This is a genomic window from Actinomadura sp. NPDC049753 (assembly GCF_040674655.1).
Taxonomy (GTDB): Bacteria; Actinomycetota; Actinomycetes; order Streptosporangiales; family Streptosporangiaceae; genus Spirillospora; species Spirillospora verrucosospora.
The window spans coordinates 110,490-137,349 of sequence record NZ_JBFARL010000002.1 but is presented as its reverse complement, the minus strand read 5'-3'; the positions used below and the strand labels follow the sequence as shown (position 1 = coordinate 137,349).

At 69.9% G+C, this 26,860-nt stretch carries 23 protein-coding genes and 3 pseudogenes; 18 read left to right on the top strand and 8 right to left on the bottom strand.

What is annotated here, in order from left to right:
• Both AB0K37_RS01295 and AB0K37_RS01290 read right to left on the bottom strand, forming a co-directional pair.
• Window positions 1–587 (bottom strand): annotated as a pseudogene (locus AB0K37_RS01295) (deoxyribose-phosphate aldolase); the annotation flags it as partial.
• Window positions 584–1,609 (bottom strand): LacI family DNA-binding transcriptional regulator, encoded by a 1,026-nt coding sequence (locus AB0K37_RS01290; protein WP_363972952.1) that lies wholly within the window; start codon window positions 1,607–1,609, stop codon window positions 584–586. The pseudogene AB0K37_RS01295 and the gene AB0K37_RS01290, both read right to left, overlap by 4 nt.
• A 776-nt stretch (window positions 1,610–2,385) precedes the next feature.
• Here AB0K37_RS01290 and AB0K37_RS01285 point away from each other — a divergent pair.
• The 3 genes from AB0K37_RS01285 to AB0K37_RS01275 all read left to right on the top strand — a co-directional run bounded on the left by AB0K37_RS01285 (window position 2,386) and on the right by AB0K37_RS01275 (window position 9,025).
• Window positions 2,386–4,467 (top strand): tetratricopeptide repeat protein, encoded by a 2,082-nt coding sequence (locus AB0K37_RS01285; protein ID WP_363972950.1) that lies wholly within the window; start codon window positions 2,386–2,388, stop codon window positions 4,465–4,467.
• Between the two features lie 485 nt (window positions 4,468–4,952).
• Window positions 4,953–5,174: a hypothetical protein gene (locus AB0K37_RS01280; protein ID WP_363972948.1), complete on the top strand. Its 222-nt coding sequence runs from the start codon at window positions 4,953–4,955 to the stop codon at window positions 5,172–5,174.
• A 500-nt stretch (window positions 5,175–5,674) separates the two neighbouring features.
• Window positions 5,675–9,025, top strand: a complete 3,351-nt coding sequence (locus AB0K37_RS01275; RefSeq protein ID WP_363972946.1) for a DUF4132 domain-containing protein — start codon at window positions 5,675–5,677, stop codon at window positions 9,023–9,025.
• Between the two features lie 148 nt (window positions 9,026–9,173).
• Here the strand turns inward: AB0K37_RS01275 and AB0K37_RS01270 are convergent.
• A pseudogene (locus AB0K37_RS01270) lies at window positions 9,174–9,567 on the bottom strand (transposase family protein); the annotation flags it as partial.
• Between the two features lie 90 nt (window positions 9,568–9,657).
• Between AB0K37_RS01270 and AB0K37_RS01265 the strand changes: the two are divergent.
• The 4 genes from AB0K37_RS01265 (at window position 9,658) to AB0K37_RS01250 (ending at window position 12,274) form a co-directional block, all read left to right on the top strand.
• Complete coding sequence (locus tag AB0K37_RS01265) at window positions 9,658–10,185, top strand: GNAT family N-acetyltransferase (RefSeq protein ID WP_363972943.1); 528 nt, start codon at window positions 9,658–9,660, stop codon at window positions 10,183–10,185.
• Between the two features lie 109 nt (window positions 10,186–10,294).
• On the top strand, window positions 10,295–10,903 hold the full coding sequence (locus tag AB0K37_RS01260; protein ID WP_363972940.1) for a dihydrofolate reductase family protein: 609 nt from the start codon (window positions 10,295–10,297) through the stop codon (window positions 10,901–10,903).
• 26 nt (window positions 10,904–10,929) lie between these two features.
• The gene (locus tag AB0K37_RS01255) at window positions 10,930–11,331 is read left to right on the top strand and encodes a VOC family protein (protein ID WP_363972937.1); all 402 of its coding nucleotides are present in this window, start codon (window positions 10,930–10,932) and stop codon (window positions 11,329–11,331) included.
• Between the two features lie 814 nt (window positions 11,332–12,145).
• Window positions 12,146–12,274, top strand: a complete 129-nt coding sequence (locus AB0K37_RS01250; RefSeq protein ID WP_363972934.1) for a hypothetical protein — start codon at window positions 12,146–12,148, stop codon at window positions 12,272–12,274.
• A gap of 103 nt (window positions 12,275–12,377) precedes the next feature.
• On the opposite strand, the gene AB0K37_RS01245 is transcribed toward AB0K37_RS01250, so the two are convergent.
• On the bottom strand, window positions 12,378–13,019 hold the full coding sequence (locus AB0K37_RS01245) for a carbonic anhydrase (RefSeq protein WP_363972931.1): 642 nt from the start codon (window positions 13,017–13,019) through the stop codon (window positions 12,378–12,380).
• Between the two features lie 1,089 nt (window positions 13,020–14,108).
• On the opposite strand from AB0K37_RS01245, the gene AB0K37_RS01240 reads away from it, so the two are divergent.
• Window positions 14,109–14,384, top strand: a complete 276-nt coding sequence (locus tag AB0K37_RS01240; protein ID WP_363972928.1) for a hypothetical protein — start codon at window positions 14,109–14,111, stop codon at window positions 14,382–14,384.
• 3 nt (window positions 14,385–14,387) lie between these two features.
• Here the strand turns inward: AB0K37_RS01240 and AB0K37_RS01235 are convergent, their stop codons facing one another.
• Window positions 14,388–14,588 (bottom strand): hypothetical protein, encoded by a 201-nt coding sequence (locus AB0K37_RS01235; protein ID WP_363972925.1) that lies wholly within the window; start codon window positions 14,586–14,588, stop codon window positions 14,388–14,390.
• A gap of 130 nt (window positions 14,589–14,718) precedes the next feature.
• On the opposite strand from AB0K37_RS01235, the gene AB0K37_RS01230 reads away from it, so the two are divergent.
• The 3 genes from AB0K37_RS01230 to AB0K37_RS01220 all read left to right on the top strand — a co-directional run bounded on the left by AB0K37_RS01230 (window position 14,719) and on the right by AB0K37_RS01220 (window position 16,613).
• Window positions 14,719–15,072, top strand: a complete 354-nt coding sequence (locus tag AB0K37_RS01230) for a hypothetical protein (protein ID WP_363972922.1) — start codon at window positions 14,719–14,721, stop codon at window positions 15,070–15,072.
• A 546-nt stretch (window positions 15,073–15,618) separates the two neighbouring features.
• Window positions 15,619–15,948 carry a hypothetical protein gene (locus tag AB0K37_RS01225; protein WP_363972920.1) on the top strand — a complete coding sequence of 110 codons (330 nt, stop codon included), beginning with the start codon at window positions 15,619–15,621 and terminating at the stop codon, window positions 15,946–15,948.
• 215 nt (window positions 15,949–16,163) lie between these two features.
• Complete coding sequence (locus AB0K37_RS01220; RefSeq protein ID WP_363972918.1) at window positions 16,164–16,613, top strand: hypothetical protein; 450 nt, start codon at window positions 16,164–16,166, stop codon at window positions 16,611–16,613.
• A gap of 55 nt (window positions 16,614–16,668) precedes the next feature.
• Here AB0K37_RS01220 and AB0K37_RS01215 read toward each other — a convergent pair whose 3' ends face one another.
• Both AB0K37_RS01215 and AB0K37_RS01210 read right to left on the bottom strand, forming a co-directional pair.
• Entirely contained in the window at window positions 16,669–16,887 is a 219-nt protein-coding gene (locus tag AB0K37_RS01215) for a hypothetical protein (RefSeq protein ID WP_363972915.1), read from the bottom strand.
• Window positions 16,888–16,890: 3 nt separating this feature from the next.
• Window positions 16,891–17,106 carry a hypothetical protein gene (locus AB0K37_RS01210; protein WP_363972912.1) on the bottom strand — a complete coding sequence of 72 codons (216 nt, stop codon included), beginning with the start codon at window positions 17,104–17,106 and terminating at the stop codon, window positions 16,891–16,893.
• Between AB0K37_RS01210 and AB0K37_RS01205 the strand changes: the two are divergent.
• The 4 genes and pseudogenes from AB0K37_RS01205 to AB0K37_RS01190 form a co-directional block, all read left to right on the top strand.
• A pseudogene (locus AB0K37_RS01205) lies at window positions 17,095–17,322 on the top strand (FAD-binding oxidoreductase); the annotation flags it as partial. The gene AB0K37_RS01210 and the pseudogene AB0K37_RS01205 overlap by 12 nt on opposite strands.
• A gap of 148 nt (window positions 17,323–17,470) precedes the next feature.
• Complete coding sequence (locus AB0K37_RS01200) at window positions 17,471–17,983, top strand: iron-sulfur cluster-binding domain-containing protein (RefSeq protein ID WP_363972909.1); 513 nt, start codon at window positions 17,471–17,473, stop codon at window positions 17,981–17,983.
• A 48-nt stretch (window positions 17,984–18,031) separates the two neighbouring features.
• A complete protein-coding gene (locus tag AB0K37_RS01195; RefSeq protein ID WP_363972907.1) occupies window positions 18,032–18,190 on the top strand; it encodes an FAD-dependent monooxygenase in 159 nt (52 codons plus the stop codon).
• Window positions 18,191–18,217: 27 nt separating this feature from the next.
• Window positions 18,218–18,499 carry a hypothetical protein gene (locus AB0K37_RS01190; protein ID WP_363972904.1) on the top strand — a complete coding sequence of 94 codons (282 nt, stop codon included), beginning with the start codon at window positions 18,218–18,220 and terminating at the stop codon, window positions 18,497–18,499.
• A 240-nt stretch (window positions 18,500–18,739) separates the two neighbouring features.
• On the opposite strand, the gene AB0K37_RS01185 is transcribed toward AB0K37_RS01190, so the two are convergent.
• Window positions 18,740–19,537, bottom strand: a complete 798-nt coding sequence (locus tag AB0K37_RS01185; RefSeq protein ID WP_363972901.1) for an ATP-binding protein — start codon at window positions 19,535–19,537, stop codon at window positions 18,740–18,742.
• A gap of 21 nt (window positions 19,538–19,558) precedes the next feature.
• Here AB0K37_RS01185 and AB0K37_RS01180 point away from each other — a divergent pair, with 21 nt between their 5' ends.
• From AB0K37_RS01180 to AB0K37_RS01170, 3 genes are all read left to right on the top strand, one after another.
• Window positions 19,559–20,305 (top strand): helix-turn-helix domain-containing protein, encoded by a 747-nt coding sequence (locus tag AB0K37_RS01180; RefSeq protein ID WP_363972898.1) that lies wholly within the window; start codon window positions 19,559–19,561, stop codon window positions 20,303–20,305.
• Between the two features lie 939 nt (window positions 20,306–21,244).
• On the top strand, window positions 21,245–21,817 hold the full coding sequence (locus AB0K37_RS01175; protein WP_363972960.1) for an IS3 family transposase: 573 nt from the start codon (window positions 21,245–21,247) through the stop codon (window positions 21,815–21,817).
• 439 nt (window positions 21,818–22,256) lie between these two features.
• Window positions 22,257–26,624 carry a WD40 repeat domain-containing protein gene (locus tag AB0K37_RS01170; protein WP_363972895.1) on the top strand — a complete coding sequence of 1,456 codons (4,368 nt, stop codon included), beginning with the start codon at window positions 22,257–22,259 and terminating at the stop codon, window positions 26,622–26,624.
• Window positions 26,625–26,860: the final 236 nt, after the last annotated feature.

The following is a 26,860-nucleotide window of genomic DNA, read 5'->3' as shown; positions in this document are numbered from 1 at the left end:
CGCATCGCCAGCCAGGAGGCGCGCCGCACGTTGTCGTAGGTGGCCAGCTCACCGGTCTCCAGGATCACCTTCAAATGCGCGGACCCGCAGGCCTCCTTGACCGCGACGATCTCCTCGTGCACCTTGCCGTAGTCACCGGCCAGGAACGCCCCCCGATCGATCACCATGTCGATCTCCGACGCCCCCGCCGCCACCGCCGCCCGGGTATCGGCCAGCTTGGCCTCCATCGGCGCCCGCCCCGACGGAAACGCCGTCGCCACGCTCGCCACCCCGATCCCCGACCCCGACAGGGCCGCGACCGCCACCTCGACCATGTCCGGATACACGCACACCGCCGCCACCCTCGGGACCGAGGCGTCCGCCGGATCGGGGTGCGCGGCCTTGGCGCACAACGCCCGCACCTTCCCCGCCGTGTCCGCACCCTCCAGCGTGGTCAGATCCACCATCGAGATCGCCAGATCGATCGCCGCCGCCTTCGCCGACGTCTTGATCGACCGGGACGCGAGCCGCGCCGCCCGCTCCTCCGCACCGACCTGGTCCACACCCGGCAGACCGTGGAGGAATCCGTGCAATTCGGTCGCGGTCATCGGGTCCTGCCCGCCTTCCTGGGGGTCTGGGGCGGGGCCGTCGAGGCCCGCTCGATGATCTTTGTGTCCATGACGATGCGCCGGGGGAGGTCGCGGGTCTGGCTGTCGTCGAAGCGGTGCAGCAGCAGCCGCATGGCAAGGACGCCCTGCTCGATCATCGGACGGTCGACGACGGTCAGCGGGGGCCGCAGCAGGGGCCCGGTGTCGAGGTCGTCGAATCCGATGAGGCTGATCTGCCCGGGGACGTCCACCCGCATGTCGTGCAGCGCCTTCAGCGCGCCGAGCGTCGTGAGGTTGTTCGCGGTGAAGATCGCGGTCGGCGGCTCGGCGAGCGACAGCAGCGACAGGGTGAGCTGGTAGGCGCGCTCCTCGCGGAAGTCGCCGATGATGTCGTACTCCGGCGGGATCTCGACGCCGGCGGCGGACACGGCCTCCACGAAACCGTCCCGCCGGTACCGTCCCGGCGTGGACTCCTGGCCGCCGCTGATCATCGCGATGCGGGTGTGGCCGAGCGCGAGGAGGTGCTCGGCGGCCTGCCGGCCGCCCGCGCGGTTGTCGACGAGGACGGCGTCGAAGCTCTCTCCGTCGGCGAGGTCCCGGTCGATGAACACGACCGGCAGGCCGCTGTCGCGCAGTTGCAGCGGGGTCTGCTCGTGCTCGGTGGCCGGGGCGAGGATGATGCCGTCCACCTGGCGTGCCATATCCGCGAGCAGGTCGGCCTCGCGGGCGCCGCTCTCGTCGCTGTTGGCGAGCAGCAGCCGGTAGCCGCGGTCGCGGCTGACCGACTCCATGCCCTTCACGACGGCGGCGAAGTACGGGTTGGTGATGTCGGGGACGACGACGCCAATGGTGCGGGTGCGTCCCGACTTCAGCGACTGCGCCGCGATGTTCGGTGCGAAGCCCAGCTCATCCACGGCGGCCCGGATGGCCTCCGCCGACCTGACCCGCTGTCCCCGCAGGAACCGCGAGACGGTGGCGGGGGAGACCCCGGCCCGCGCCGCCACGTCGTGGATGGTCGCCACATCGACTCCTGTCTGTTGCCCGCGTCACTGAAACCGTTGTCAGAGAATGATTGCACCAGCCTGCGGATGTCAAGAGCCGACGACGAACGAGTCTGACCTGGGAGGACCCCAGCCCCCACGCTGCCGCCGAGCAACCGAACGAGCCCAGCCGGCGACAGCGGCCGCAGGTCGATGCGGGTTCCGACCGCGACAAGCTCGCCGCCCCCCGCAGGCGGTCGCGCGACGGGAGGTCCGGCTCGTCACCGGCAAGGCGGGGATCGCGGAGACCTGGTCGCAGCGCGAGCCGCGACACCCGCTCGTCTCGATCGACCGTGACGGCAAGGTGCCCATCGAGCCGATCGTCGATCTGTGCGGGCACTCCTCTCCAGCGCTTACTGGCAGATCTGCCGCCAACGGCTCAAGCCGGTGATCACCGTGCGGGGAAGAACGACGTCTCCGCCACAACTGTCCGCTACATCAAGGCCATAACCCGCGCCATTTTCGTCCCCGTCCTGAACGGCCAGCTGGCCTACCCCCCGTGCAATGGAGTCCGCACCCACCGTCCCGAGAAGCCGATGGAAAGGATCCGGCCTGAGCGATTCGACGGCCTTCTCGCGCCCTCCCGGACGCTGACTCGAAGTCCCGGTCGAAACCGCCTGCGAAACCGGCATTTCTGAGCGAACTCGCCAATCTCCGCGGCTGCGACACGCAACCCGCGCCCGCCTTCCCGACGGGTCAGCCGCGTCGTACAGGAGCGTCCGGGTGTACCACCCGCCCCCGCCCGCTGTCGGCCCGGCATGTCGGGCGAGCTGGACGATCTCTGGTATGACTGGCGGATGTCCACGAACTCCCCGCAGGAACCCACCGAATCCGAGCTCCGCGCCGCTGCCCGGACGGGAGACCTGCAGGCCGGCGTGGAGTACGCCACGTTCCTGATGGGCGGTTCGGTCAAGGACGTGGACGGGGCCATGCCGTGGCTGGAGCCCGCCGCCCTCGCGGGCGACGGGCACGCCGCCCGGACTCTCGCGATCATCCTGCGCGACAGGGGCGAGCACGAACAGGCGGAGCGCTGGTACCGGGCCGCGGCGGATCGCGACGGCGGCTGTGCGTTCGGCCTGGCGACACTGCTGGAGAAATCCGGCGACCTCGCCGGGGCGGCCGAGTGGTACGACAGGGGCGCCGCCTTGGGCAGTCTGGAGTGCAAGACCAACGGTGCGATCCTGCTCGCCAGTCAGAACCGGGAGGACGAGGCCAGGGCGCGGCTGGAGGAGGCGCAACGGGAGGGCGATCACGTTGCCGGTGACGCTCTGGGCCTGATGGACGGCCTCTCCGGCGACATCTTCAGGTGCGACGACCTCCTGGATCAGGCGGAAGAGGACGAGGACGACCTGGAGTGGGCGTTGGATGCCGTCCACGACCTGAGTGACCGTGCCGAGAACCTTAGGACGTACCCCTGGTACCTCGATGATGCGCTGTCGATATACGACAAGGCCGCCGAAGTGGCGCAGGACGACGCTCCTCTGGTCTGGAAGGCACTGCTTCTGGTCCAGCTCGACCGTTGGGAGGACGCGCAGAGCGCTATGGAGAAGGCGGCGAAACGATTCCCGGCGTCGGGATTCGTGCCGTATGTCTACGGCCTCCTGCAGCGCGAGCACGGTGACCTGGACAAGGCCGAGACGTGGCTGCGGCACGCGGCGGACCTCGGCCGGCCTGAGGCGATGTGGAACCTGGCCGTCCTCTACGTGAATCAACGGCGGCTCGATGAGGCGCAGCGCTGGTACACGGCGTACGGCGAACGAGCGGATGAGGACAACGACAAGGACTACGAGGCCGGGCTGGAGCGTGTCGAGGAGTATCGCCGGCAGCCCGACAACGTGCTCGACGAGGTGGATGAGGCGCGGCTGCCGGACCTGCGCACCGCCGCGGAGGCCGGCGACCGCGCGGCGGCGGCCGAACTGGCCCGGCTCCTCCGGCACAAGCGCGCACTCCCGGAGGCTGTGAAGTGGTTCCGCCTGGCGGCCGAGGACGGCGACCCGCAGACGAAGCTGGAACTGGGCGAATTCCTGTACGACGTCTGTAACGCCGACTCGGAGTATGTGATCGAGTGGTTCCTGCCCGCGGCCGAGGCCGCCTATGAACGTGCCGCCGCTGCTCCGGTCGCCGATTCCGCCGACGTGGAGTTGATCGAACGCGTCGGGCGGTTCTATCTGTACGCCAAGGACGAATTCAAGGCCGAGAAGTGGCTGCGGCGCGCCGCCCGGCTCGGCCACGGCGAGGCCGCCTGGTGGGCCGGGTCACGTTCGGACGAGTACGGCGACCGGCAGGAAGCTGAGCGCATGTGGGTGCTCGCGGTCCAGGGGGGTGTCGCCTGGTGCGGCTGGCTCGCCGGACGGAGCATGGTCCGACGCGGGGCCTACGCCGAAGCCGAGCCGGTGCTGCGGATCGCCTGGGAAGGCCGCGAGGAGAAGGAGGCGCTGCACGAGGCGGCGTACTGGCTGGGCCTGTCCCTGCGCGGTCAGGGACGGCTGGACGAGGCCGCCGACTGGCTGCGCACGGCGGTCGAAGTGCACCCGTCGGTGCGGAAGGGCTACAGCGGTTTCATGGCCACCACGCTGTTCGACCCGCGCTCGGACCTGGCCGATCTTCTCTGCGACCTGGAACTCGACGACGAGGCGAGTCCCTTGGTGGACGCCCTCCTCGAACGGCACCCCCGGCATCGGGTCGCTCACCGCGTCGCCGCGCGGATCGCCGCACGCCGCGGTGATCTGGAGGCGGCCCGCGGCCACCTGGAACATGTCGTGGACGACCCGGCGGAGCTTCGGGAGGGCGTCACCCCCGAGGACCTCCGAAGGATCTTCGACGCCGTCCACCCCAGGTAACGAGCGCCAGCGATCCGAGCTGGACGACGCCTCGGGTATTCAGCCGGGACGATCTCGGACTGTGGTGGTGGCAGAGCTTGCGCGCCGGTTGGTGCCCGACAAGCAGATGGAAGATCGAACGCACGATCGCCTGGCTGCTGGTATCGCCGCCTGACCGTCCGCTACGAACGCCACGCCCACCTGTTCAGCGCACTCATCGCCCTCGCCGCGTCCCTGATGGCTCGCTCCGATCAGCACGCAGGACATGCTCCTGATCGCAACCTCACGTTGAGCAATGTGATTCGGTCGCGAACCACCGGAGAGGCCCACTACGCATGATCAACCTTCTCCAGGTGCTCACCGAGGCCGAGAGCCGGCCGCGCGGGCAGCATTTCGGTGGCGGATGGGGCGGCGGCTTAGAAGGGCGTCAGGGAATTGCTCATAGCTGGCGCCTACGCGTTACTGGCGAACCCGCCATCCGCCTTCCGCGGCGGAAGCTCGCCCAGGTGGAGGAGTTCCCGAAGAAGGCGAGGCTCGGGCCCGCGGAGGCCGGCAGCTACATCATCTCGATCGAGATCCCGCTGGACGAGGAGGACGGTGCGATGTTCAGCGGCGTCCAGCCCCTGGGCCGCCGGGTCATGCTGCGGCTCTACAACGCGGTCCAGGTGCCCCCTGGATCGAATAGCAGCGCGTCTTCCCGGGTCTGCAGCAGCCGCAGGCTGAAGTAGATCTCCCAAAGGGGGTCCGGTGCGGTGGCCGACCGCAGCCTGGTCAGGTCGTCGGTGGTGATCATCCTGGCGGTACGCCCAGGGGTGCAGGGCCACCGCAGCTCCAGTGACCGAGCGAGCCCCTCCGCAGGAAGAGCAGGGGATGCTGAACGGGTATGTCTAGGTGAAGCGCTCGATGGGTAAGCGAGGAATGCTGACCAGGAGCGTGCTGGTCATGGCGATGGCCCTTGGCGCCGGCGGGGTCACAGTCACCCCCCGCCGACGCAGGCGGTTGGCCGGACTGCACCGACGGCCTGGTCTGCATGTGGGAAGACCCCAGGGCACAGGGCGACGAGTACGTCCACTGGACGATGTCGGGCCGGTCGAGGTCAAGGCGTCCCGGACACGTGAGGGAGAGGCTGCGGCCTTGTCCGGGGTGGCCTCTACGCTGCTCTGCCGTACCTGATCTACGGCGAGGAGCCATGGAAGCGCATCTGAGTTCCGCAGCGGATGAGAACACCTTGGACTTCCCGGGCGCCTGGCGGCGTTCGCTGTATCCGCGGCGCGGTGGGCGGCCGGGTTCCCGGATCAAGATCGACGGCTCCGCGAGCGCGGACTTGCGCGAGCGGTTCGACCGGCTGGAGGCGTCGACACCGCTCGTGGAGCGGGCCGGTGTCAATGCGGAGATGGCCGAGGCGGCGCGCGAGTATGTGTCTGGTGGCGCGAATGTGCTCGGCGCGGCCGTGGTCGCCGCCCTGCTGGCCGGTGCCACCGGCTCGGCCGGCTACTCGCAGGGGGAATCGATCGCGAAGCCGCTGGCGGACGCCTGGGTGAGTGAGCACGGGCTGGCCTTCGCCGCGTGTGTGTTCGCCGAGCTCAGCGGGCTTCGCTGGAGCGACCACGGGATCGCTGTCCTCAAGGACGAGATGGAAGGCCACGGCTCCACGGTCGGCTCGACCAGGCTGGTGCTGACTGGTGCGCGGCTGCGCGGCATCCTGGCGACCGCCTCCGACGAGGAGTACCGGGAGGCGGTGGACCTTCTGGCGGGGCATCGCCGTACCCGGGTGCAGCGAATGGCGGTCTCCTTCCTGGTGCCCGACCGGCATGACTGGGTGGAGGAGTGCCTGGCGGCACCGCTCCACTACGGCGATGGCCGGTTTTCGGCGATGATGCTGTTCGCGTCTCTGGGGTCGTCCCGGCACGTCGACCTGGCTGTGGGGGTGCTCCAGGCGAACAGATGGGTGCTGTGGTTCTGGGACCGGCCGCTCGTGATCACCATGTTGGACGGGGCCGGAGAAGCGATCGCGCCTCTGTTCTTGCATGCGCTCGACCTCGATCCCGGCCGGGACGCCGTCCGCAAGGACGTGCCGGAGATGCTGTCGGTTCTGCCGAGCGACGCGGCGTTCCAGGGCCTGGTCGACCGTGTTGACCCGGCGGACAACTCCAGCCGCAAGATCGTGCGGCCCGCGCTGCTCGACGCGATGCGGCGCTTCCCTGTCCGGGCGCTGTGGCTGATGGCACCGGCCGCGTCCGGTTCGCCGCAGCTCGCCGCGCTGCTCGCCGAGCACGTCCAGGCCAACCGGGACCTGGTGGCCGAGGCGCTGCCCGGCCTGGCACCCGAGGTGCGCGCGATCATCACCCCGCTGCTCGACGGCGGCGACGTGCTGCCGGACGCCCCGCCGGACGCGCTGCCGCCGCTGCTGGTCGACCCGCCGTGGACACGTCCCGCCAAGCCGGTCGTGGTGTCAAGGCTCACCCCGCCCGGGCCCGCGATGCGCTGGGCGCCCGGCGAGCGGGACCGCTGGGCGCGGCCAGAGCGGCGGGACGGCAAGCCGGAAGGGATGGGCTGGGACGAGCTCGCCGACGATGCGATCGCCAAGGGGTATGTCCCGTACAACGCGCTGCCGAGCATGATCATTCATTGCTCCGAGGACAGGGCCCGGTCGCTGCCGCCCTTGCGGGAACCGCAGGGAGCCATCGCGATGAACTGTGCACGGCAGGTGGCGGCCCGGTTCGAGGTTGAGGGACTGCCCGGCGCGATGGCGGCGACCAAGGACGATCCGGCCGCGCACGCCGATGTGCTGATGCCGTTCCTGGATGCCGGCGTGGCCCGGTTGATGGCCGAGTACCTGCACCGGCAGAGCAAGGGCCACCGCAAGGGCCACCGGGAGGCCGCGCTGGCCTGGTTCGACCGGCATGGCCTGGACGCGGTGCCGCTGCTGGTCCCGGACGCGGTGGGCCGTCCCGGCGTGCGGCGGCGGCATGCCGAGGGAGCGCTGCGGCTGCTGGCCCGCGAGCATCCGGCCGAGGAGCTCGTCGAGGCGGCGGCGCGGGCACACGGCGATGAGGCCGCCGGGGCCGTCAAAGCGCTGGTGGACGAGCTGGCGGGGGTGGACGAGCTGGAGCGGCTGCCGGCCCGGATGCCGTCCGTAGGCACGTGGGCGGATCCGCGCCTGCTGCCGCAGATCCGGTTGCGCGGCCGGGATGACGCGCTGCCGGCCGACGCCGTCCGGCACTTGCTGACGATGCTGGCCATGTCCGAACCCGGCGAAGTGTACGCGGGCGTCGGCGTCGTCGGGGTGCTGTGCGACCTTGAATCGCTCGCCGAGTTCGGGTGGGCGCTGTTCCAGCTGTGGGAGCAGAACGGTGCGCCGCCCAAGGACGGCTGGGCGCTCGCGCAGATGGGATGGCTCGGCGACGACGAAACCGTCCGCCGCCTCACCCCGCTGATCCGCGCCTGGCCGGGCCAGAGCGCTCACCACAAGGCCGTCGCCGGGTTGGACGTCCTGGCGGGGATCGGTACGGACGTGGCGTTGATGCACCTGCACGGCATCGCGCAGAAGGTGAAGTTCACGGCCCTCAGGGCCCGCGCCCAGGAGAAGATCGAGGAGGTCGCAGACGGGCTGGGGCTGACCTCCGAGCAGCTCGCCGACCGGCTCGTCCCCGACTTCGGCCTGGACGCCGGCGGCGGGCTCGTCCTGGACTACGGGCAGCGCCGCTTCCATGTCGGTTTCGACGAGAACCTGCGGCCGATCGTGCGGGACGAGGACGGCGCCGCCCGCAAGGCCCTGCCCAAACCGGGCGCCAAGGACGACCCGGAGCTGGCGCCCGCCGCCTACAAGCGGTTCGCCGCCCTGAAGAAGGACGTGCGGACGGTGGCCGTCGACCAGATCCACCGCCTGGAGAAGTCGATGCTCGCGCGGCGCCGCTGGCCGATCGGCGAGTTCCGGCGGCTGTTCGTGGAGCATCCCCTGCTCGGCCACATCGCGCGGCGGCTGGTGTGGGTCGCCACGGACGGCGCCGCCATGGTCGGGGCGGCCGCAGAGGGGGGCACGACGACCGCGTTCCGCGTCGCCGAGGACGGCACGCTCGCCGACGCCGCCGACGACGTCCTGACCCTCCCGGAATCCGCCGTCATCGGCATCCCCCACCCCGTGGACCTGAGCGACTCGCTGGAGGCGTGGCAGGCGCTCTTCTCCGACTACACGATCCTGCAGCCGTTCCCGCAGCTCGACCGCACGGTGTACATCCTGACCGACGCCGAGCGAGCCGCGCGTCGCCTGAAGCGGTTCCAGGGCAAGGGGGCCAGCGTGCGCACGCTGGAGCGGCACGGCTGGCGGCGCACCGCCCCCATGGACGCCGGACTCCAGCACGCCCTTTACCGGCAGGTCCCCGGCAGCCGCTACATCAACATCAACCTAGAGTCCCCGATCGCCATCGACGAATTCGAGGCGTACCCGAAGGAAATCTGGCTCGACGAGTACCCGCCCAATGACTCCAGGCCGACGCCGCACGTCGAAGAGCCCTTCGGCGACCTCGACCCCGTGACCGCCTCGGAGGTGCTCGCCGAACTGACCGCCGCGACGTCCTAAGGGATCACTGCGACCGTGTGCCTGCCGAAAATTACGTCCGTGCAGGTGAGGCGTGCAGGGCGTGAGTTCTAGGCGTGCCGAGGCGGCCGTCCCGAAATGATGGGCGGTTGTGCTGCTGCGACTGGCCTACTTGACCGTGGCGAACAGGGTTAGTGGAGTACCGGTAGTTCTTCGACCGCTCGGCGATGATGTGGTCCCGGGTGGGGACCAGGGTGCCGTCCACGATGAGCACGGTGTCCTTGGCAAACCGCTTGCGGGGCTGGAGGGTGAGCATCGTCCCGAGGTGGCCGATGATCCGGTTCGCCGCCCACTTCGACACCCCGTACAGCGGGGCGAGCTGCCGCATCGTCAGGTTAGTGCGCCAGTACGCCGCGACCAGCGTGCCCGGTCCTCCAGCGGAAAGCTCCACGGCCGGCCCTTGCGGACGGCGCGTCCGCACCCTCGTGCCGCAGCACCGTCAGCAGTTTGCCGAACTGCCGCGGGCTCAGCCCGGTGAACGGGGCTGTCCAGGACGGCTCCGACGCCGTGATCAAACCAGCCACACGGAGAGCCTCTCCGGTGGCCCGTGAGCTCCGCGTGATGCCGAACAGAAATTGATGGTGCGGCACGGCTCTGGCGTCAAGAATCACCGGATGCATGAAGTGAAGCTGTCCGACGGGATCATCACTCTGTCCCCCCTGCGCCTGGACGATGCGGAGGCGCACCTCGCGGGGGAGGACGAGCTACTCGTTCGCTGGCTCAACGGCGGCCCAGGCACGCGACAGGGCATCGAGGCGTATTTCCGGCACTGCCGGGAGCAGTGGGACACCGCCGGACCACTCCGCGCGTTCGGCATCCGGATTGGTCCCGAAGAGGTGCTCGTGGGCACGATTGACTTGCGATTCGCAGGAGAAGGTCTGGCGCCCGGCCAGGTGAATGTCGCCTACGGCCTCTATCCGTCCTGGCGGGGGCGTGGCCTGGCTACCCGCGCGGTCCTGTTGGCGTCCCAATACGCGGCGAGTGAGGGCGGGGCGGAGGCGGTAATCCAAGTGGAGCCGCGGAATCCCGCATCTGCCGCAGTCGCGCAGCGGGCAGGGTTCACCCCCGGCAAGCCGACACACAGCAGCGACGGTACACGCTTCGACTGGTACATCCGGGACCTGCACGCCGCCACCCGGTGACAACCAGGGAGCGGTCGACCACGAATCACGGTTGGCCGCGACCGATGAGTTCTCCGCCCGCCCGTGGTCTCTCCTGGAAGAACGGCATGATCGACGAGGCGGAGTCGAAATGGGCAAGGTCGTTGCGCAGGCATCGGTGTCTCTGGACGGGTTCATAGCGGGGCCGGGCGGTTCGGGATTCGACCGCCTGTTCGCATGGTGCACCGCTGGGGAGGTGGCGACGCCGTCGGCGCAACCCGACCGGCTCACGTACCGCACCTCGGCCGGGACAGCGGGCTATCTGCGCGACACGATGGCGCGCACCGGGGCCTTGGTGGTCGGCCGGGGCCAGTTCGATCTGACCGGTGGATGGGGCGGGTCGCATCCGATCGGGGACGTGCCCGTGTTCGTGGTGACCCACCGGCCACCGGCGGGCTGGGTGAATACCGTCACCCCGTTCACCTTCGTCACCGACGGCCTCGAGTCGGCGGTCCGGCAGGCGGTCGCGGCCGCCGGCGCGCGCGATGTCGGCGTCGGCCCGGGGAGCCTGGTCGGCCAGGCCCTGGTCCTGGGGTTGCTGAACGAGTTGCGGCTGGACCTGGTGCCGGTCGTGCTCGGCGGCGGTGTACGCATGCTGGACGGCGTCGGGGCGGCGCCGGTCGACTTCGGAGACCCCGAGGTGATCGTCGGCGCCGGGGTGACACACCTGATCTACCGGCGTTCCGTTCCCGCCACCTGATCTGTTTTCCACCTGGAGTGTGCGTGATGACGCAGATGAAGTTCGAACTCGTACCGGTGCCGGTCGCCGACGTGGACCGCGCCAAGGCCTTCTACGCCGACAAGCTCGGGTTCGCGGTCGACGTGGACGTCGAACCCGTGGCGGGAACGCGGGTCGTGCAACTGACCCCACCGGGGTCGGCGTGCTCGATCTTGTTGAGCACCGGACTCCCGGGCATCGCGGAGATGACGCCGGGCTCATTGCGCAGCCTGCATCTGGTGGTCGCCGACGCGCGCGCCACCCGCACCGAGCTCGCCGCGAAGGGCGTCGACGTGGGTGAGGTCGACGAGCACGAGGGCGCCATGCTGTTCGTGCCGTTCGCGGACCCCGACGGCAACACCTGGCTGCTCCAGGAGATGCCGTGGCGCTCCGCCGACTTCACGCCCTGACCGTTGCGGCGGGGCCGACAAGCTTGGCCTCCCACGCTCGGCCGTCGCAGACCACCTCCCACCCCGGCGATCGACGCTCCCGGGCCGGGCCGCGGAGGCGTCCTGGGGGTTGATGGTGGCAGTGGGGTGTCGCTGGCGGACTTTCGTGTGCGCGAACATGCTGGTCGGGAGGACTCCGCCGTTTGCGCCCCGCGGCGGGCCGTCGCCCGCCCGTCACCGCTTATCGGCGGTCCACTTGGGTCCGCGCGATACGACCAAAAGTAATGGTGTGTAACCGGCGACTTCACATAGTGTCCGAACCAACCAGCGTCAGGGCCCCCGCACAGCCGCCGGAACCGGCTCTTGACCTGCGGGGTCGTTCTTCGTCCTCATGATGGACGCTCGATTATCGAGCCGGGTCGGCGCGTCCGGAACCGGACCTATCCCGCGCGTCCGGACCGGAACCTGCCCGGCGGGCGGGTGGCATGCACCGTCCGTGACCTGCGTTGATCTCCCCACCTGGCACCTGGGGCCAGCTTCGGGAGCAGGACGCCTAGGGCGACGACCGCGACCGACGCCGCTCGGAACGTCGGATCAAGGCCGCGTACCTCCCGCGTGCCATTGCCGCCATTGCGCGGAGGTGATGACTGCCGTGGAGCACGCCGCGTGCGCCGGTTACGGCTGGGCCGGGCGGTGCGTTGGCTGCCAGGCCGAACACCTCGCCCCTGCCGACGAGGTGGCGTTGCAGCAGGTCACCGGGTGGTGTGAGGCGGTTGGTCAGGATGCCGCGTGACGGCTCGACGATCTGGCCACCTTGCAACCGGAGGCGGCGCATATGCGGGCCATGGCGGTCCGCGGCCGGCTGGCCGACGCGGTACGCAAGCCGCAGGGCGCGGCCGAGGAGTTCCGGCAGGCTCGGATCCTCGTCCAGTCCCCGGAGCCGACCGGCCGCGCGAACACATAGCACAGGCCCGCCGCCGTCGCGTGATCCCAAGATGTGGGACCGGCGCCGCGCCCCTGGTGGTCGGGACTGCGGGTGGCCGGGGGCCCCGGTGGTCGGGACCCGGTCAGGGCACGGCGGAGATCGCAGTGTCCAGGCCGCGGGCTACGACGATCTCGGCGTTGCCGTCGGCCAGGCGGTAGCGAAGGCCCACCACTGCGGCCTGCCCGGCGGTGACCTTGTCGGCGAGTGCCCGGGAGCGGTCCAGCAGCAGGTCGACGGTGTGCCGTACGTGCTCGGCCAGGATCTGTTCCGGCTCGGCTCGTCCGGCAGCGCGGGCGGCCAGCACGCTGGGCGTCACTCGCTCGACAACATCCCGGACGTACCCGGCCGGAGGCATGCCGTCCTCCAGCGCGGCGCACGCCGCGCCGACCGCTCCGCACGAGTCGTGACCCAGCACCACCACCAGCGGGCAGCCCAGAAGTTCCACACCGTACTCGATGCTGCCCAGTACCTCCGGCCCCATCACCTGGCCAGCGGTACGCACCACGAACAGGTCGCCAAGACCCCGGTCGAAGATGATCTCGGCCGCCAGCCGGGAATCGGAACACCCGAACAGCACCGCGAAGGGCTGCTGGGCCGGGGCGACCTGGCTGCGGCGGGCGGCGTCCTGGTTTGGGTGCTCGACGGTACCCGCGACGAACCGCTGGTTGCCGGCCAGCAGCAATTCCAAGGCCTCGCGGGGCGTCGGGTTCGTGGTCTCGGTCATGGCCGCAGCTTATGAGCCGGCCACAGCCGCTGCATCGCCCGCCCTGCGCTCTGGGGCGTTGCGGCCCTTCACAGCTCCCTGCGCGACACCCCCGGGTCAACAACAACCCGGGTCTCAGGGCGGCTCGGCAGCAGGACCGGCTGAACCGTCCGGCAGCGACGCCTCGACCTCCTCGCCGCGCACGCGGCGGCCGAGCCTGCTGCCCCGGGGCGAGCGCTTCCGGCGGCGCGGGGGCGGGTGGACCCCGGTCCCTGACACTTGATGGTGTTCGCTGCGGTCCTGGACCACCCCCGGTCCAGGGCCGCCTTCGTGTTCGAGCTTCGCACGGTCTCGGGGCTGAGAAAGTTCCGACCTCACCTCAGGGCCGGGCAGGCGCTCCCTCCGGTCAGTCGCGTGGTCTGCGGGACGACAGCCAGCCGGTGATGACGGCTGCGGCCAGCGTTGCGAACACCGGGAGAATCAGCTGTGCCTGCTCCCGGGGACCCCAGAAGGCGACAGCGATCACGCCTCCTGCAACGAATGTTCCGAGGAGGAACATTGCCCCAGATCGCTTGCCGCGCCCGGACGGGAGGTGATGGCTGCACCGGGCGTGCCACCTGTTCGTTCCCACGATGCCGACCAGCTAGGTGCCGGCCTGCTGCTCGGCGCGATATCCCTCAGTCCAGTCCTCCAGCTCGGACAACGGCCAGTAGTTGCGGTACAGGAAGCGGGGCGGGGAATGGGAGAGCCTTGGGCTCGCCGCGGGTGCGCCATCCGCTGATGGTCTTGGGCGCGGTGTCGGCCCACGCGTCTCCGGGGGTTGAGGAACCTGCGGAACCGGGGTGCCGATGACGAGGATGTGCGTCGTTCGCCGACCGCCTACGGCACCGCTGCGGTTCCATAATGACCATGATGCGAAGAAGGTCATCGACCGCCGTCGTCGCCGTTGTTGTCGCTGTCGGGTTCGCCGCTCTCTCGTCCTGTTCCTCTGATTCCCCGAACGGGTCTCCCGCCAAGGGCCAGCCCGCCATATCCGGTTCCGGGTCACAGGCACCCGATCCCACGCCGACCGGGCCGTGCGCTGATGGGACGTGCGAGATCAAGGTCGCCGTGGGTGACGTTGTGACAGTGCCGGGAAAGTATGGCCTCGGGCCGATCGAGGTGACGGCGATCACCGGCCGCGCGGTCGAGATGGTCGCGCCGCTGACGGGGTCGGGCTACAGCATTTCGGGCTGTTCCGGTGGCGGCGGCGTTTCCTCGCAGGGCGGCGACGTCCGGCTGAGCTGCGACAAGGGAACCGCCGCGACCATCAACAACGCCATGAGCCTGGAAGTCGTCGAGATCCTCGACACCGCCGCCGTCCTGCGTATCGAACCCACCGGGTGAACGCTAGAACCAGGTCTGGAACCAGCCCACACCCAACCGGCGCAGCCAGATACAACCAGCCACCATGCCCACACCTATCAGCAGGAACAACGCCCCAAGACCGCGGACCATCATCGGATCGTTGAACAGGGCCATCCAACAGCCCAGGCCAACGAAGGCGAGGCCAAACACCAGATAGGAAAGCGGGCTCATCGGGACGGACATCAACTCAGTATTGCCCTCGCCGGTCCGGCCGTCTGCCCGCCTGGTGACATCGCGTCCGGGACGATCAGCGACGCTCCCGGTTCAAAACAGGCACTTACGATGCAGGCACATCTCGCCTCGGAGGGAAGTCATGGGCTATCGGGAACGGCGGATCGAACTGATCGCCAAGCGGGCCGCACCGCACTTGGAGCCAGGGGAGCAGATCCAGACGGGCTTCATCGCGCAGACCGGTTGGTGGATCTTCACCGTGCCGGTGGCGACGTTCGTGGCCACCGACCGCGCAATCCTGATCGTGCACCGCGACGGCGTACAGCGCCTCCCTCGTGACTTCCGCTTCGGCGAGCCGACCGGGCTCTACCACCAAATCGAGCTCGACCGCACCTACAAGGTGCACCGGCAGTACCACCCTGAGATCACAGCTGCCGACGAGGCATTGCGCGAGATGCAGGCCCGCGGTGACCTGCCGGACAGCGAGCAGCACTGAACCCCGGGATGAGCCAGTGCCGCCACCCTCACGGCATTCGGACGCCGCTCACCCGCTGGCGGGGTCGCATGCCTCCGCCCCCGAGCCCACCTGAGACCTGTTCTGCGACCCGTCAGGACCGATCGCTGTGGGGGACCGGTGAGCAGGTTCAGCAGTACGCCGACGGGCCAGGGCAGGTCATCCAGCGGCTGGGCGGGGTTGATGGTGTAGCTGGTGTGGCGCCCGGTGCGGGTGCGGGTGAGGTACCCGCCGGTTTTCCAGCTCGGTCGGAATGCGCTGGACAGCGCGTTCGGTGATGCCGATCCGGTCGGCGATGTCGCGGACGTGGCTGTGGGGATTGCAGGCGACCGCGACCAGGACACGGGCATGGTTGGTCAGGAACGTCCAGGGCTTCTCACCCGGATGCTCCACGGGCGGCCCCCACCTCTCGTCCAGTAGCCCGCCGGGCGCTTCCGATTCAGCGGCCCCATTGGGCGGCCGCCCCGCCCACTCCGCTCCGGACGCTCGGGTTCCAATCCAACCAGCGGCTGCCTCAGGAAGGACCTCATGCACAGCACGTTGACCGTGATCTACACCAGCAGGTTGGAAGAGTGCCGCGCGTTCTACGCCGGGCTCGGCCTGGACCTGCGCCCCGAGCGGCATGGCACCGGGCCGGACCACTTCGCCGCCGTCCTGGACGACGGCGCGGTGTTCGAGCTGTACCCGGCGGGCGCACGCGAGCCGACCGGCCGCGTGCGGCTCGGGTTCGCCGCCGAGTCCGGCACGACGGGTCTGGATCCGGGCCGGCATCTGCTGCACGATCCGGACGGCCGTGCCGTCGAGATGACTGTGAAGGAGGCCGGCGTGACCCCGGGAACAGACCCGCGCAGAGGTTGAAACCGTGTTCGGCGGAATGGACCGCTGCGGCGGTGGACCGGGCGGAGTCAGCGGAAAGGGTCACCGACCACGTCGGCTACGACAAGCACGACGCGTCCGGCTGGGGACCCGGACCGGTGCGCCGTGGCAGGACGTGCCCGAGCGGTACGGGGCGTGCACCAGCACGCCGCCGGTGCGCGAAAAGAGGGGAAGAACAAAAGGAGCCGCCGGGCGGCGTGCGGAGCGAACCCGCAGATCACGGGCTCGGCCGGTCAGGGGGCGGGCTGACCACCAATGTGCGGGCGCTGCTGGCAGGAGTCGTGTCGGCCGTCGCGCTCGGCCTCAGCACCGCCATGGTCTACCCGGCCCTCATCGCCGTGGTCTCCGACCACGCCCACCCCACCTCCAGGTGGGGTCGGCGCGCCAACGCGCTGGGCACCTACCGGTTCTGGCGTGACATCGGCTACGCCGCCGGCGCCCTGGTCGCCGGCCTCCTCGCTTACACCCTCGGCCTGAACGTCACGATCATCGCCGCCGCCGTCCTCCCCGGCGGCTCCGGCCTCCTCGCCGCCCGCTGGATCACCGAACGCCATACATCCGCGACCTCGCACACGATCGCGAAGCTCCGGTGGCACCCGCCCGGTCCCGCAATCGTTGCCCACCGTCAGCGAGGAGAGCTCCCCTGACTGTCCAGCCCCTAGACCCGAGCGATGAAGTCCGCCGGAATCCACGTGGGAGCCATCAGAGTCGCTCGCCGCTGGAGCCCAGCTGTTCTTGCGCAAACGTGAGGAAGCGGGTAACGGACTCAGGGAGCTTGCGCTCCTTGGGCCAGACCAGCTCCATGGTCAAGGTGCGCTGTCCTTGCGAAAGCGGCCGGATGGCCACCGGGCATACGGCGGTCGTAGTGGAGGCCCGGGCACTGACGGCCACACCGAGGCCGGCGGAGACCTGGGCCAGCACGGCCTACTGCTGGTTGACGGTGCGGATGTCCGGACGGGAACTGGAGTGGTGGGCGAGCTCGGAGAGCACCAGGTTGCCCAGCCCGGGGAACCGGGCGGAAATCGGTGGGGCGAAGAGCGTGTGGGGCGCCAGGCTCGCCCATGACATGGTCTTCGGCCACGTTCCCCGTGGGGGGAGCACGGCGACCAGCTCGACCTCGCCCACAGGCTGCATGTTCACGGCCGCGCGGTTGGTCCGCTCCCCGAGTGGGAGCCGGGCGCCCACATCGATCTCTTGCTGCCCAACGGACTGGTGCGCCAGTACTCGCTGGCATCAGACCCCGCCGACCTTGGCCATTACCGCCTCGGCGTACTCCGGGAACCGGCCGGAGGGGGCGGCAGCCAGTTCATCCACGACGAGCTGCGGGTCGGTGACGTGCTGTCCTGCCAGGGGCCGCGCAATAACTTCCCGCTCGCACCGGCGAAGTCGTACCGGTTCGTCGCAGGCGGCATCGGCATCACGCCGCTGCTGCCCGTGGTCGGCAGTGCGCAGCGGGCCGAGGTCCCCTTGGAGGCTGACCTACCTGGGCCGTACCAAGGGTTCGATGGCCTGGGCCGAGCACCTCGCAGAGCGGTTCCCCGACCAGGTCGACGTGCGTCCGGACGACGTCTTCGGAGCACCCGACGTGGCAGCCGTTCTCGCCGGCCTGACGGACGGCGAGCTCGTCTACGCCTGTGGTCCGCACGGGCTGCTCGACGCCATCGCGGACCACCTCGCCGATCGCAAGCGCGGGACGCTGCACCTTGAGCGGTTCTCCCCGGTGGACGCGGAGGCTCTGACGAGCGGCGGGCAGGCCTTCCGCGTCACGCTCGCCCGTTCGGGCGGGGAGCTCGACGTCCCGGCCGGCAAGTCGATCCTGCAGGTGATGGAGGAGAACGGGATCCCCGTGGTGTCGTCCTGCCGCGAGGGAACGTGCGGGACCTGCGAGACCGCGGTGCTCGCGGGAGCGGTCGACCACCGCGACTCGATCCTGTCCGACGAGGAGCGGACCGCGAACGAGACCATGATGATCTGCTGCTCCCGCGGCCTGGGACCCGGTCTGGTCATCGATGCGTGACGTCATCCGCCCGATCCGAGTCCGCCCGTGAGGAAAGAGGAACTGTACGTGGAGAGCAGTACCAAGGCCGCGCTGGTCATCGTCGGCGGCGGACCGGTCGGCATCCTGAACGCGCTGGGCATCGCCCGGCAGGGCATACCGGTGACCGTCCTGGAAAGGAACGACCACGTCGTCCGCGCTCCGCGAGCGGTCGTCTACCACTGGTAGACGCTCGACGGGCTGGACCGGCTCGGGGTGCTCGATGCCGCCACCGAGGCGGGCTTCCTGAAACAGGACTACTGCTTCCTGAACTGGCACAGCGGTGACCGCGTGCGGTACGGCCTCTCCAGCATCGAGGGCCTGGTCGAGCGCCCCTACAACCTGCACCTGCCGCAGGACCGGCTCGTCGACGTGGTCCTCGGGATCATTGCCCGTGAGTCGCTTCCGGTCGATGTGCGCTGGGGTCGGGACGTCATCGGCCTGACCCGGCACGACGACGCCATCCTCGTTCTGTTTCCCGATAGGCGCCTCTGCTAGTAGTAGCAGCGCCAGTGGCCGATGCCGCCTTCGGCCAGGTGGCCAGTGCGTGCGGCGGTGTTCGCCTTGCCGTTGTGCTGGCACAGCTGGGTTCACCTCCTCGTGACGGACTCCGACCGGGGGCCTGCTGCTTTTCGTGGCCGACCCGTGTGGTCCGCTGACCATCGATCGCGTTGGCCTCTAGTGCTGGTCCGCGGAAATTCGTGGAGGGGTGTCGGAGGTGTGAACACGTCGCGTGTGTCAGACGAAGGAGAAGCGCGCGGCGGCTTCGGCGGGCGTGGCCGCTTGGCGACGTCCGGGGACATCGTGGACGCTGGTTGCGCCCTCGGAGCGGAGCTGGTCGGCACCGGCGTCCCGGGTCATGATGGCGGCGTAGGCACGGACGTCCGCGGCGGTGAGGTCAGTACGCCCTCGCTCGGTGTACTGCTGGAGGAGGTCGGTGACGTCCCGGTTGAATCGCAGCATGGTCACCGGGGCGTTGAAGCGCCTGGCGATGGCGATGAGTCGTGCACGTGCCTGCGGCGTAACGTTCGTTGACTCGGCGACCGCGCTGTGCCCGGCGGCGAGCCTGGCGACGATCCGGCGGTCACGTTCCTCGAAGATCCGTGCGTCCGCCGCGTCGTATTCCGCTTGTGCGGGTGAGGTGCTGAAAAGCTCCGTGCGGATCTCGTCGCTGGACACCACGGCTTCCGCGTCGATCTGCTGGCGCGCGATCAGTGCCCGAACGAAGCTGGTCTTGCCCGAGGCTGGTGGACCGACGAGGACGACGAGTCCTGCCGGCACCCGGATGGTGGGCGCGAGTGTGTTGAGGTAGATGTGGCCCGCGCAGTCGAGGGCTTCCTCCGGGGAGCCGGCCGGTAGCCCGCTGGGCAGGATGTTGTCCCGATAGCTGTCGTTGCCTGCCAGGTAGAGGGCGAAGCCCCAGGTGTGCAGTACGCCGGTGAAACGCAGTCGGCACAGTGGCAGGCTCTGCTCGCCGGGCAACTCGGCTGCCACGTAGGCAAATCCGGTGCGGAAGCGGACCGTGATGGCGTTCACGTGGGGCCAGCATGCGCGGGCGTGGCGGTTCAGACGCTGGCGCAGGTGGTGCTGCATCGATTCCGGGGGGTTCTTCGGCACGGCCCCATCCTGCCGGGTGCGGCAGCGGCCCGCCATGATCGTTGGCTGTGGAGGGTGGGCGGGGACGGCGGCGGCGGTGGCGATCGATTCGCGGGTCCGCGAGCGGCTGGTGCGGACGGTGGCCTCGGCCAAGTGCGAGTGCGGGCGGTGCTGCGGGCCCGGGTCGTCCTCGCGGCGGCGGACGGACTCGCCAATGGTGCGATCGCCAGGGAGTTCGAGGTCAGCGTGAACACGGTGCGCAAGTGGCGCGGACGGTTCGCCGCACTGGGCCCGGACGGCTGGCGGGACGCCGAACGGTCGGGGCGGCCGAAGATCTACGGGCCCGAGGTCCGCGTAGCGATCGTGGCCACAGAAACCAGCATGCCGCCGCCTCCCGGAAGCGACCTGGTCCCACCGGGCTGTCCCCAGCACGTGGCCGATGCCTGCTACGTGTCGGCCTCCACCTCCCAGGTCGTCCGGATCGCGAAACACGGCGACTTCCCATGCAAGGTCATTCGCATGTCGGCTGGCCTGGAGGCGGCTAGATACGCCGCTGAGGCTGGTGGCCGACGAACCTACTACTCGCGGCGGGGCGTTGGCTCGTCGCTTGTGGCTGACGGTGCTGCGGCCCGGGATGCCGGCGTTGGTGGTCGATGGTGCTCCGGATCGAATGACGATCACGGGGGAGCGGTGGTCCGGGACGTGTGAACATCCGGTGGGCTGGAGCGGGCCGTTGCCTGTTCTTCTGGTCCTGTGTGAACCGTCCGAGTGCCGGGGGAGGCGGCCGGGTTCGCTAACGAACGGCTAACTAACGATCAAGAGGCCGGTTCTCCGTGGTGGAGAAACGGCCTTTGAGCTGGTACTTCTTGTCGGGACGGCGGGATTTGAACCCACGACCCCTTGACCCCCAGGCACGGAAGACCAGTCGATCAAGGTCGATGGAAGTCGATCGGGGAGCCTCTCACCTGCGAAAACGTCCGGGGAAGTCGTGGCGGGTCCAGATGGGGCTGACCACGGTGGCTCCCTGATCGGCTCCCCAGAATCCCCGCCTGGGGCGGCTTCTACTATCGAATCAAGATCACGGTCCGAGGCCCTTTGTCTCTATGGAACGTGGGCGTTCGTCCGTGCGTGTCGATGGAGTTTGGGAGGCAGCACGCCGACTGCCATTGTTTTCGGAGACGGACGCCGTGGGCGAGGAAGTCCTGATGCCCGGCGTGCGGAACGTGGTCGCAGCGCAGGCACAGCCACTACGAGGGCGCCTATCCGACACGGCGGTCGGTCGGCAGAAGGTGCTGAGTCCATCTGCGGATTCACCGGTTCCGGTGCGGCGACGACACCTGCGCCGGACCTTCGCCGAGCAGGTTCCCGTAAAGCCTTGCACTGGATAACGATGTAGAGGCCGCCTGGCTCGCGGCGGGCAAACTCGTGCCGTGCTGCGCCTAACCGGGAACGCCGTACCGACGGAAGTTGACATCCCGAAGCCCGAGGGTGCCGCGCGCAAACGCGAGCAGAAGTTTCTCGAAGCGATCCCAGCCGATATAGAAGTCCAAGTCTTCGCCGCCCTATGAGACCGGCGGTCACCCAGCGCACCGGGCAAGTGAACGTGGTCGTCGGCGCGCCACGGCGCCTACCGGGGGGCACAAGCAGCTGCGCCGCCAGGGCGTGCAGGTGGCGCGGTGCACGGTGGAACGGCTGATGCGCGCCCGCGGCCTGCAGGTGGTACACCGCCGCGACCGCGGCGCACCACCACTCCGGACCAGACGGCACCGCGCCCCCGACCTGGTCAACCGGCAGTTCACTGCAGACCGGCCGGCTCGGTTGTGGCCGGTGGACATCACGTATGTGCGCGCGTGGGAGGGCTGGGTGTACGTGGCGTTCGTACTGGACGCCTTCTCCCGCCGCATCGTGGGTTGGCAACTGGCCGATCACCTGCGTACCGACCTGCCGCTGGACGCGCTGGAAATGGCGCTGTGGGAACGCTACCGCGAACGGCCGGGTCAACCGGGCACTCTGATCCATCACTCCGACAGGGGCTGCCAATACGTCAGCTTCCGCTACACCACCCGGCTGGCCGACCTCGGCGTGACCGCCTTGGTCGGCTCGGTCGCCGATTTGTACGACAACACGATCGCCGAGTCGCTGAACGCCACCTTCAAGACCGAGCCGATCCACCGCCACACCTGGCGCACCCGCGACCAGGTCGAGTACGCCATCGTCTGAGGGGTCGGCCGGTACAACCAGCGCCCCGACCACACACCGCGATCGGCGATGTTCCACCCCTCGAGTACGAGATCGCCTACTACCGTTCCATCAACACACCAGCGCCGACCGGCGCCAGGTAAACCGGGCTTTCATCCAACCCGGAAGGCTTCAGGGTTCACCGGCTGACAGAACTGCTGGCCGCGCAAGCGGGGCTGGCGAAATCGACCGGGATCGACTTCGCGATCCAGACTGCTAGGGGGCACCTGGTGGCCTCGCTGGTCGCGGCAGACTTCATGCTGGTCGAACGGTGAGGCGAAGCCGTAGAGGAGGCGCTCGCCGTACCCAATGCGGGTCTCGCCGAATCGTTGTCGCCTGGCCGTCGGTAGGGCGCTTGACCGCATCGAGCCGTTCACCGATGCGGCGTCCGCTGCCATGTCCGGTGGGCGATACTCGCGAAGTGGGGACGACGGGGCTTGGGGACGACCAGCGGCATCTGATGCGCGAGGGGGTGCGGGCGCGGGTCGTCCAGTTGGCGCGGACGACAGGGGACACGGGGCGCCGCTTATCCTCCCCGGTGCTGCTGGCGGTGTTGTCGGCAGGAGCTTTCGGGCCGCTGCTGACATCGGGGCTGGGTGCGGCGGCGGTGACGGCAGCAGGGGTCGGCGCGGTCACGGCGGTCGGCGGGAACGTGCTGACCGATGTGGTGAAGGATGGGTTAGCGCGGCTCGCGGACACCGAGGAGGAGCCGTCGCGCGAGGATCTGGAGACGGAGCTGGAGCGCCGGATCCAGCAGATCCTTGAGGACGGTGGGGAGAGGGCGGAGGAACTCCGGGACGATCTCGCCCGGGTGCTGCGCGAGGTCGGCGTGGTCGGTGCCGCGATCGAGGCCGCGATCCGCGCCGGAGACCACGATCTGCAGGCGCGGCTCGCCGCCGGGCTGGCCACGCTGGGCGAGGAGTTCACCGAGTTCGCCTTCCTGCTGGGCGACCTGCGCGTCCAGCTGGGGATGATCCGCGAGGGCCTCGACCAGCAGAGCATTGAACTGCAGGCCGCGGTGGACCTCGGATACCGTCAGGCTGTCGACACCCGGCGGCTGATGGGCCTGGTCGAGGTGATCGAGCAGCGCACCCGAACGGGAGACGAGACCTCTTCCGCACGGCCTGGATGGAGCGGCGACGCCCCGTACCGGGGGCTGCTGCCCTTTCACCAGAGCGATGCCCCGATCTTCTACGGGCGGGAGATGCTCACCACCCGGATCGTCAGCGCCTTGGCGCGGCGGCCGGTCGCCGCCGGGCCGCTGGTGGTGACGGGCGCGTCCGGCGCGGGCAAGTCATCCTTGCTGCGCGCGGGACTGCTTCCGGCGATCAGCGAGGGCGAGCTGTCGGAAGCGGCCCGCGACTGGCCCCAGCGCCTCGTCGACGGGCTGGCCGGCCCCCCATTGGAGAGACTCGCCACCACCCTGGCCGGACTGGCAGGTCTTGGTGCTCCCGCGGTGCTGCGCAGCCTCACCGACCACCCCGACCAGGCCCACCTGCTGATCGGCCAGGCCGTTGAGGCCGACGCCCTCCGCCGCGACCTGCCCGGTCCCGCGGCGGCCGGCCGCAAGCTCATTCTGATCATCGACCAGTTCGAAGAGCTCTTCCGCCTCGACACCGGGGACGGCGGACGCGAGCAGGCCGAGGCGGAACGGGCGGCGTTCATCACGGCCCTGCACACGGCCGCGACCGCGCCGGCGGGCCCCGGCGGCGTCCCCGCCGCCATGGTCGTGATCGCGGTCCGAGGCGACTTCATCGATCGGTGCTCCGAAGACTCCCGGCTGGCCGCCGCGATCCAAGCCGGTCTTTTCGTCGTTGGCCCGATGTCGGCCGCCGAACTGCGGCACGCCATCAACGGCCCCGCCGACGCCGCCGGTCTGAGCATCGAGCCCGGACTGGTCGACACCATCCTCGGCGAACTGAGCACGCCCGCGGGGCGCTTCGGCCCGGGCGTCCTGCCGCTGCTCTCGCAGACCATGCTCACGATTTGGGAGAACCGCGAGGGCGATCGGCTCACCAGCCGCGGCCATGCCCGCACGGGAGGCGTGTCCCGGGCCGTGGCCACCAGCGCCGAGACCGCCTTCGCGGAGCTCACCCGCGAGCAGCAGAAGCTCGCCCGCCAGGTGTTCCAGAACCTGACCGCCGTCTCCTCCGACGGCCACCTGAGTCGCCGCCCCCTGGCGCGAACCGCCCTCCGGAGCGCGCAGGGCGGATCAGAAGACGCCGGCATCGACCGGATACTGGAGGTCTTCGCCCGCCGGCGGCTCGTCGTCGTCGACAGCGAGAACGTCCAGATCTCCCATGACGCCCTGCTCCGCGCGTGGCCGCGGCTGCGCCATTGGCTGGACGCGGACATCGCCGATCACGCCCTGCGCGGCCAGCTCCTCGACGACGCCAGAGTCTGGCGTGACCATGAGGACAACGGGTCGTACCTGTACCGCGGCCTCCAACTGGCGACGGCCCGGCAGGCGGCGTCTCGCTGGGCCGAGGACCAGGAGCGCTACCCGCCGCTCCCCGCCGTGGCCGCGGAGTTCCTCGCAAGCAGCGGCCGGGCGGCGCGGTGGTCGGCCAGGCTCCGCCGCGGCACCGCCGTCGGCCTCGTACTCCTCGCCGCCGCGGCCATCGGGGCGGCCGGCATGGCCGGCCGGAACGCCCGCAACGCCGAACGCCAGCACTCCATTGCCCTGTCCCGCCAGCTCGCTGCCCAGAGCCTCGCCGCCGAGCCCGTCGTGGCGCGGCAACTCGCAGCCGCCGCCTGGCGCGTGTCCCCCACGCCCGAGGCCGGCAGGGCCATCACGTCCCTTCTAGACCAGCAGCGTACGACCCTGGTGGGCCACACCGGACCGGTGCACGCGCTGGCGTTCAGCCCGGACAGCCGACTGCTCGCCAGCGCGGGCACCGACACGACACTGCGGCTGTGGGACCCGGTGACCGGCGGCCCCGTCGGCCGGCCGATGAGCGTTGGCGGCCAGATCTACGGAGTCGCGTTCAGTCCGGACGGCCGGGTCGTCGCCACTGGGGGAGCGGGGAACGCGGTCCGTTTCTGGGATCCGAAGACCGGCAGCTCGACCGGTCGGCCGACGGCCAGGGCCGGCGCATGGGTCACCGGAGTGGCCTTCAGCCCTGACGGCCGGCGCGTGGCCACCGCGAGCCAGGAAGGCAAGGTCGAGCTCTGGGATCCGAAGACCGGCCGTGTGGTCGGCGCACCGTTGCGGGATCCCGCCGTCCGCCCCCAGGGCCTGTTCGCCTACAGCTTCCCGGAGGGGTTGAGCTCGGTGGCCTTCAGCCCGGACGGCCGAATGGTCGCGGCCAGCGGGAACGACGGCACGGCACGGCTGTGGGATCCCGGCACCGGTCGCTTCCTCCGAAGAGTCAAGCACGGTTCCGCCGTCAGGGCGATCGCGTTCAGCCCGGACGGCCGCTGGCTGGCCACCGCGGGCTATGACGGCGTTGTCCGGCTCTGGGATCCGGGGAGCGGCCGCGCGGTCGGAAGGCCGCTCACGGGCCATATCGACGAGGTGACTGCGGTCGCGTTCAGCCCGGACGGCCGCCGCCTCGCCACCACCGACGGCAACGGCACGGTGCGCCTGTGGGACCCGGGCAGCGGCCGCATGACCGGAACTTCGCAGACCGGCCACACAGGTGACCGGTACACCGAGTCCTACTACCCGGGTCTCGTCCAGGCGGTGGCGTTCAGCCCGGACGGCAGGCGACTGGCGACTGGTGGCGTCGACACGACGATCCGGTTCATGGACGCCCTGTCTCGGCGCTCGTCGGACACGACGCTCACCAGCTACCGCGCCGTCGTCGGAGGGCTGACCTTCGCCGCGGACGGCAGGACTCTCGTCACTGGCGCCAGCGACGGCACCGTGAATCTGTGGGACACCCGGACCGGCTACCGTGCCGGAAAACCGCTGACCGGCCACAAGGTCATGGTCACAGCGTTGGCCGTCAGCCCTGACGGCGCCAAGATCGCCAGCGGCGACTACGACAGTAAGACCATCCTGTGGGACCGCGGGACCGGACGCCGGATCCGTGCATGGGGCGGTTGGGAGGATATGGTCACCCAGTTGACCTTCAGCCCTGACAGCCGGTTCCTGGGCGTCGCGAACGGTTGGCAGACGAGGGTGTGGAGCGTAGACCCGCCGAAGTACCTGCTCGGGGTGCCTCCACGCGGTCACAAGTACGTTCCGACATGGGGAGGTCTCAGCCCGGACGGCCGCCTGCTCGTCAGCACCGAAGGAAACGGCACCGTTCGGCTGTGGGATCCGCGCACCGGTCGTCCCATGACCACACTGACGGCCGGAAAGCGCAGTAGGGCTCGCACGGCTGTGTTCAGCCCGGACGGTCGGTTACTCGTCATCGGCGCGGACGACGGCACCCTGCAGTTCTGGGACCTGCATACCCGCCGCCCAGTCGCCGCGCCGGTTCGCGCGTCCGACGGGGGCGTGCGAGCGCTGGCCTTCAGCCCGGACGGGCGGCTCCTGGCCAGCGCCGGCGCCGACCCCGACAACGCGATCCGGCTGTGGGACCCGCGGACCGTCCACCGGCTCGGTGCGCCACTCACCGGCCACACCGGCCGAATCGACGCGCTGGCGTTCAGCCCGGACGCGAGGACGCTCGCCAGTTCCAGTGATGACCACACGGTGCGGTTCTGGGACCCCGCCCTGCACGTCGACCCGGTCCGCAGCATCTGTACGAGATTCGGTCCGCTTCCCGCCAGCTCGTGGAAGAGATTCGTGCCCAACGAGCCGATGCCTGATGCCTGCGCGAGGTACTCCCAGCCCTGACTCACGCCGATGGAGCCGCGACGAGCGCGATTTCTTTCGCCGGATCACGGTCTTCCGACGCGGTGAGCGCCGCCCCGCGTCCCGCCCTGCGGTCCCCCGGAAAACGCTCAGCCGTGCCGACCGGCCCTGGTGATGAGTTTTCGCCCCGCGACCGTCCCACCTATGACAGGACACGCGGGGCGGAAGGACAACGTAATGAGTGCGGACAAGCGGTTGGAGGAGCTGGGCGCGTGACC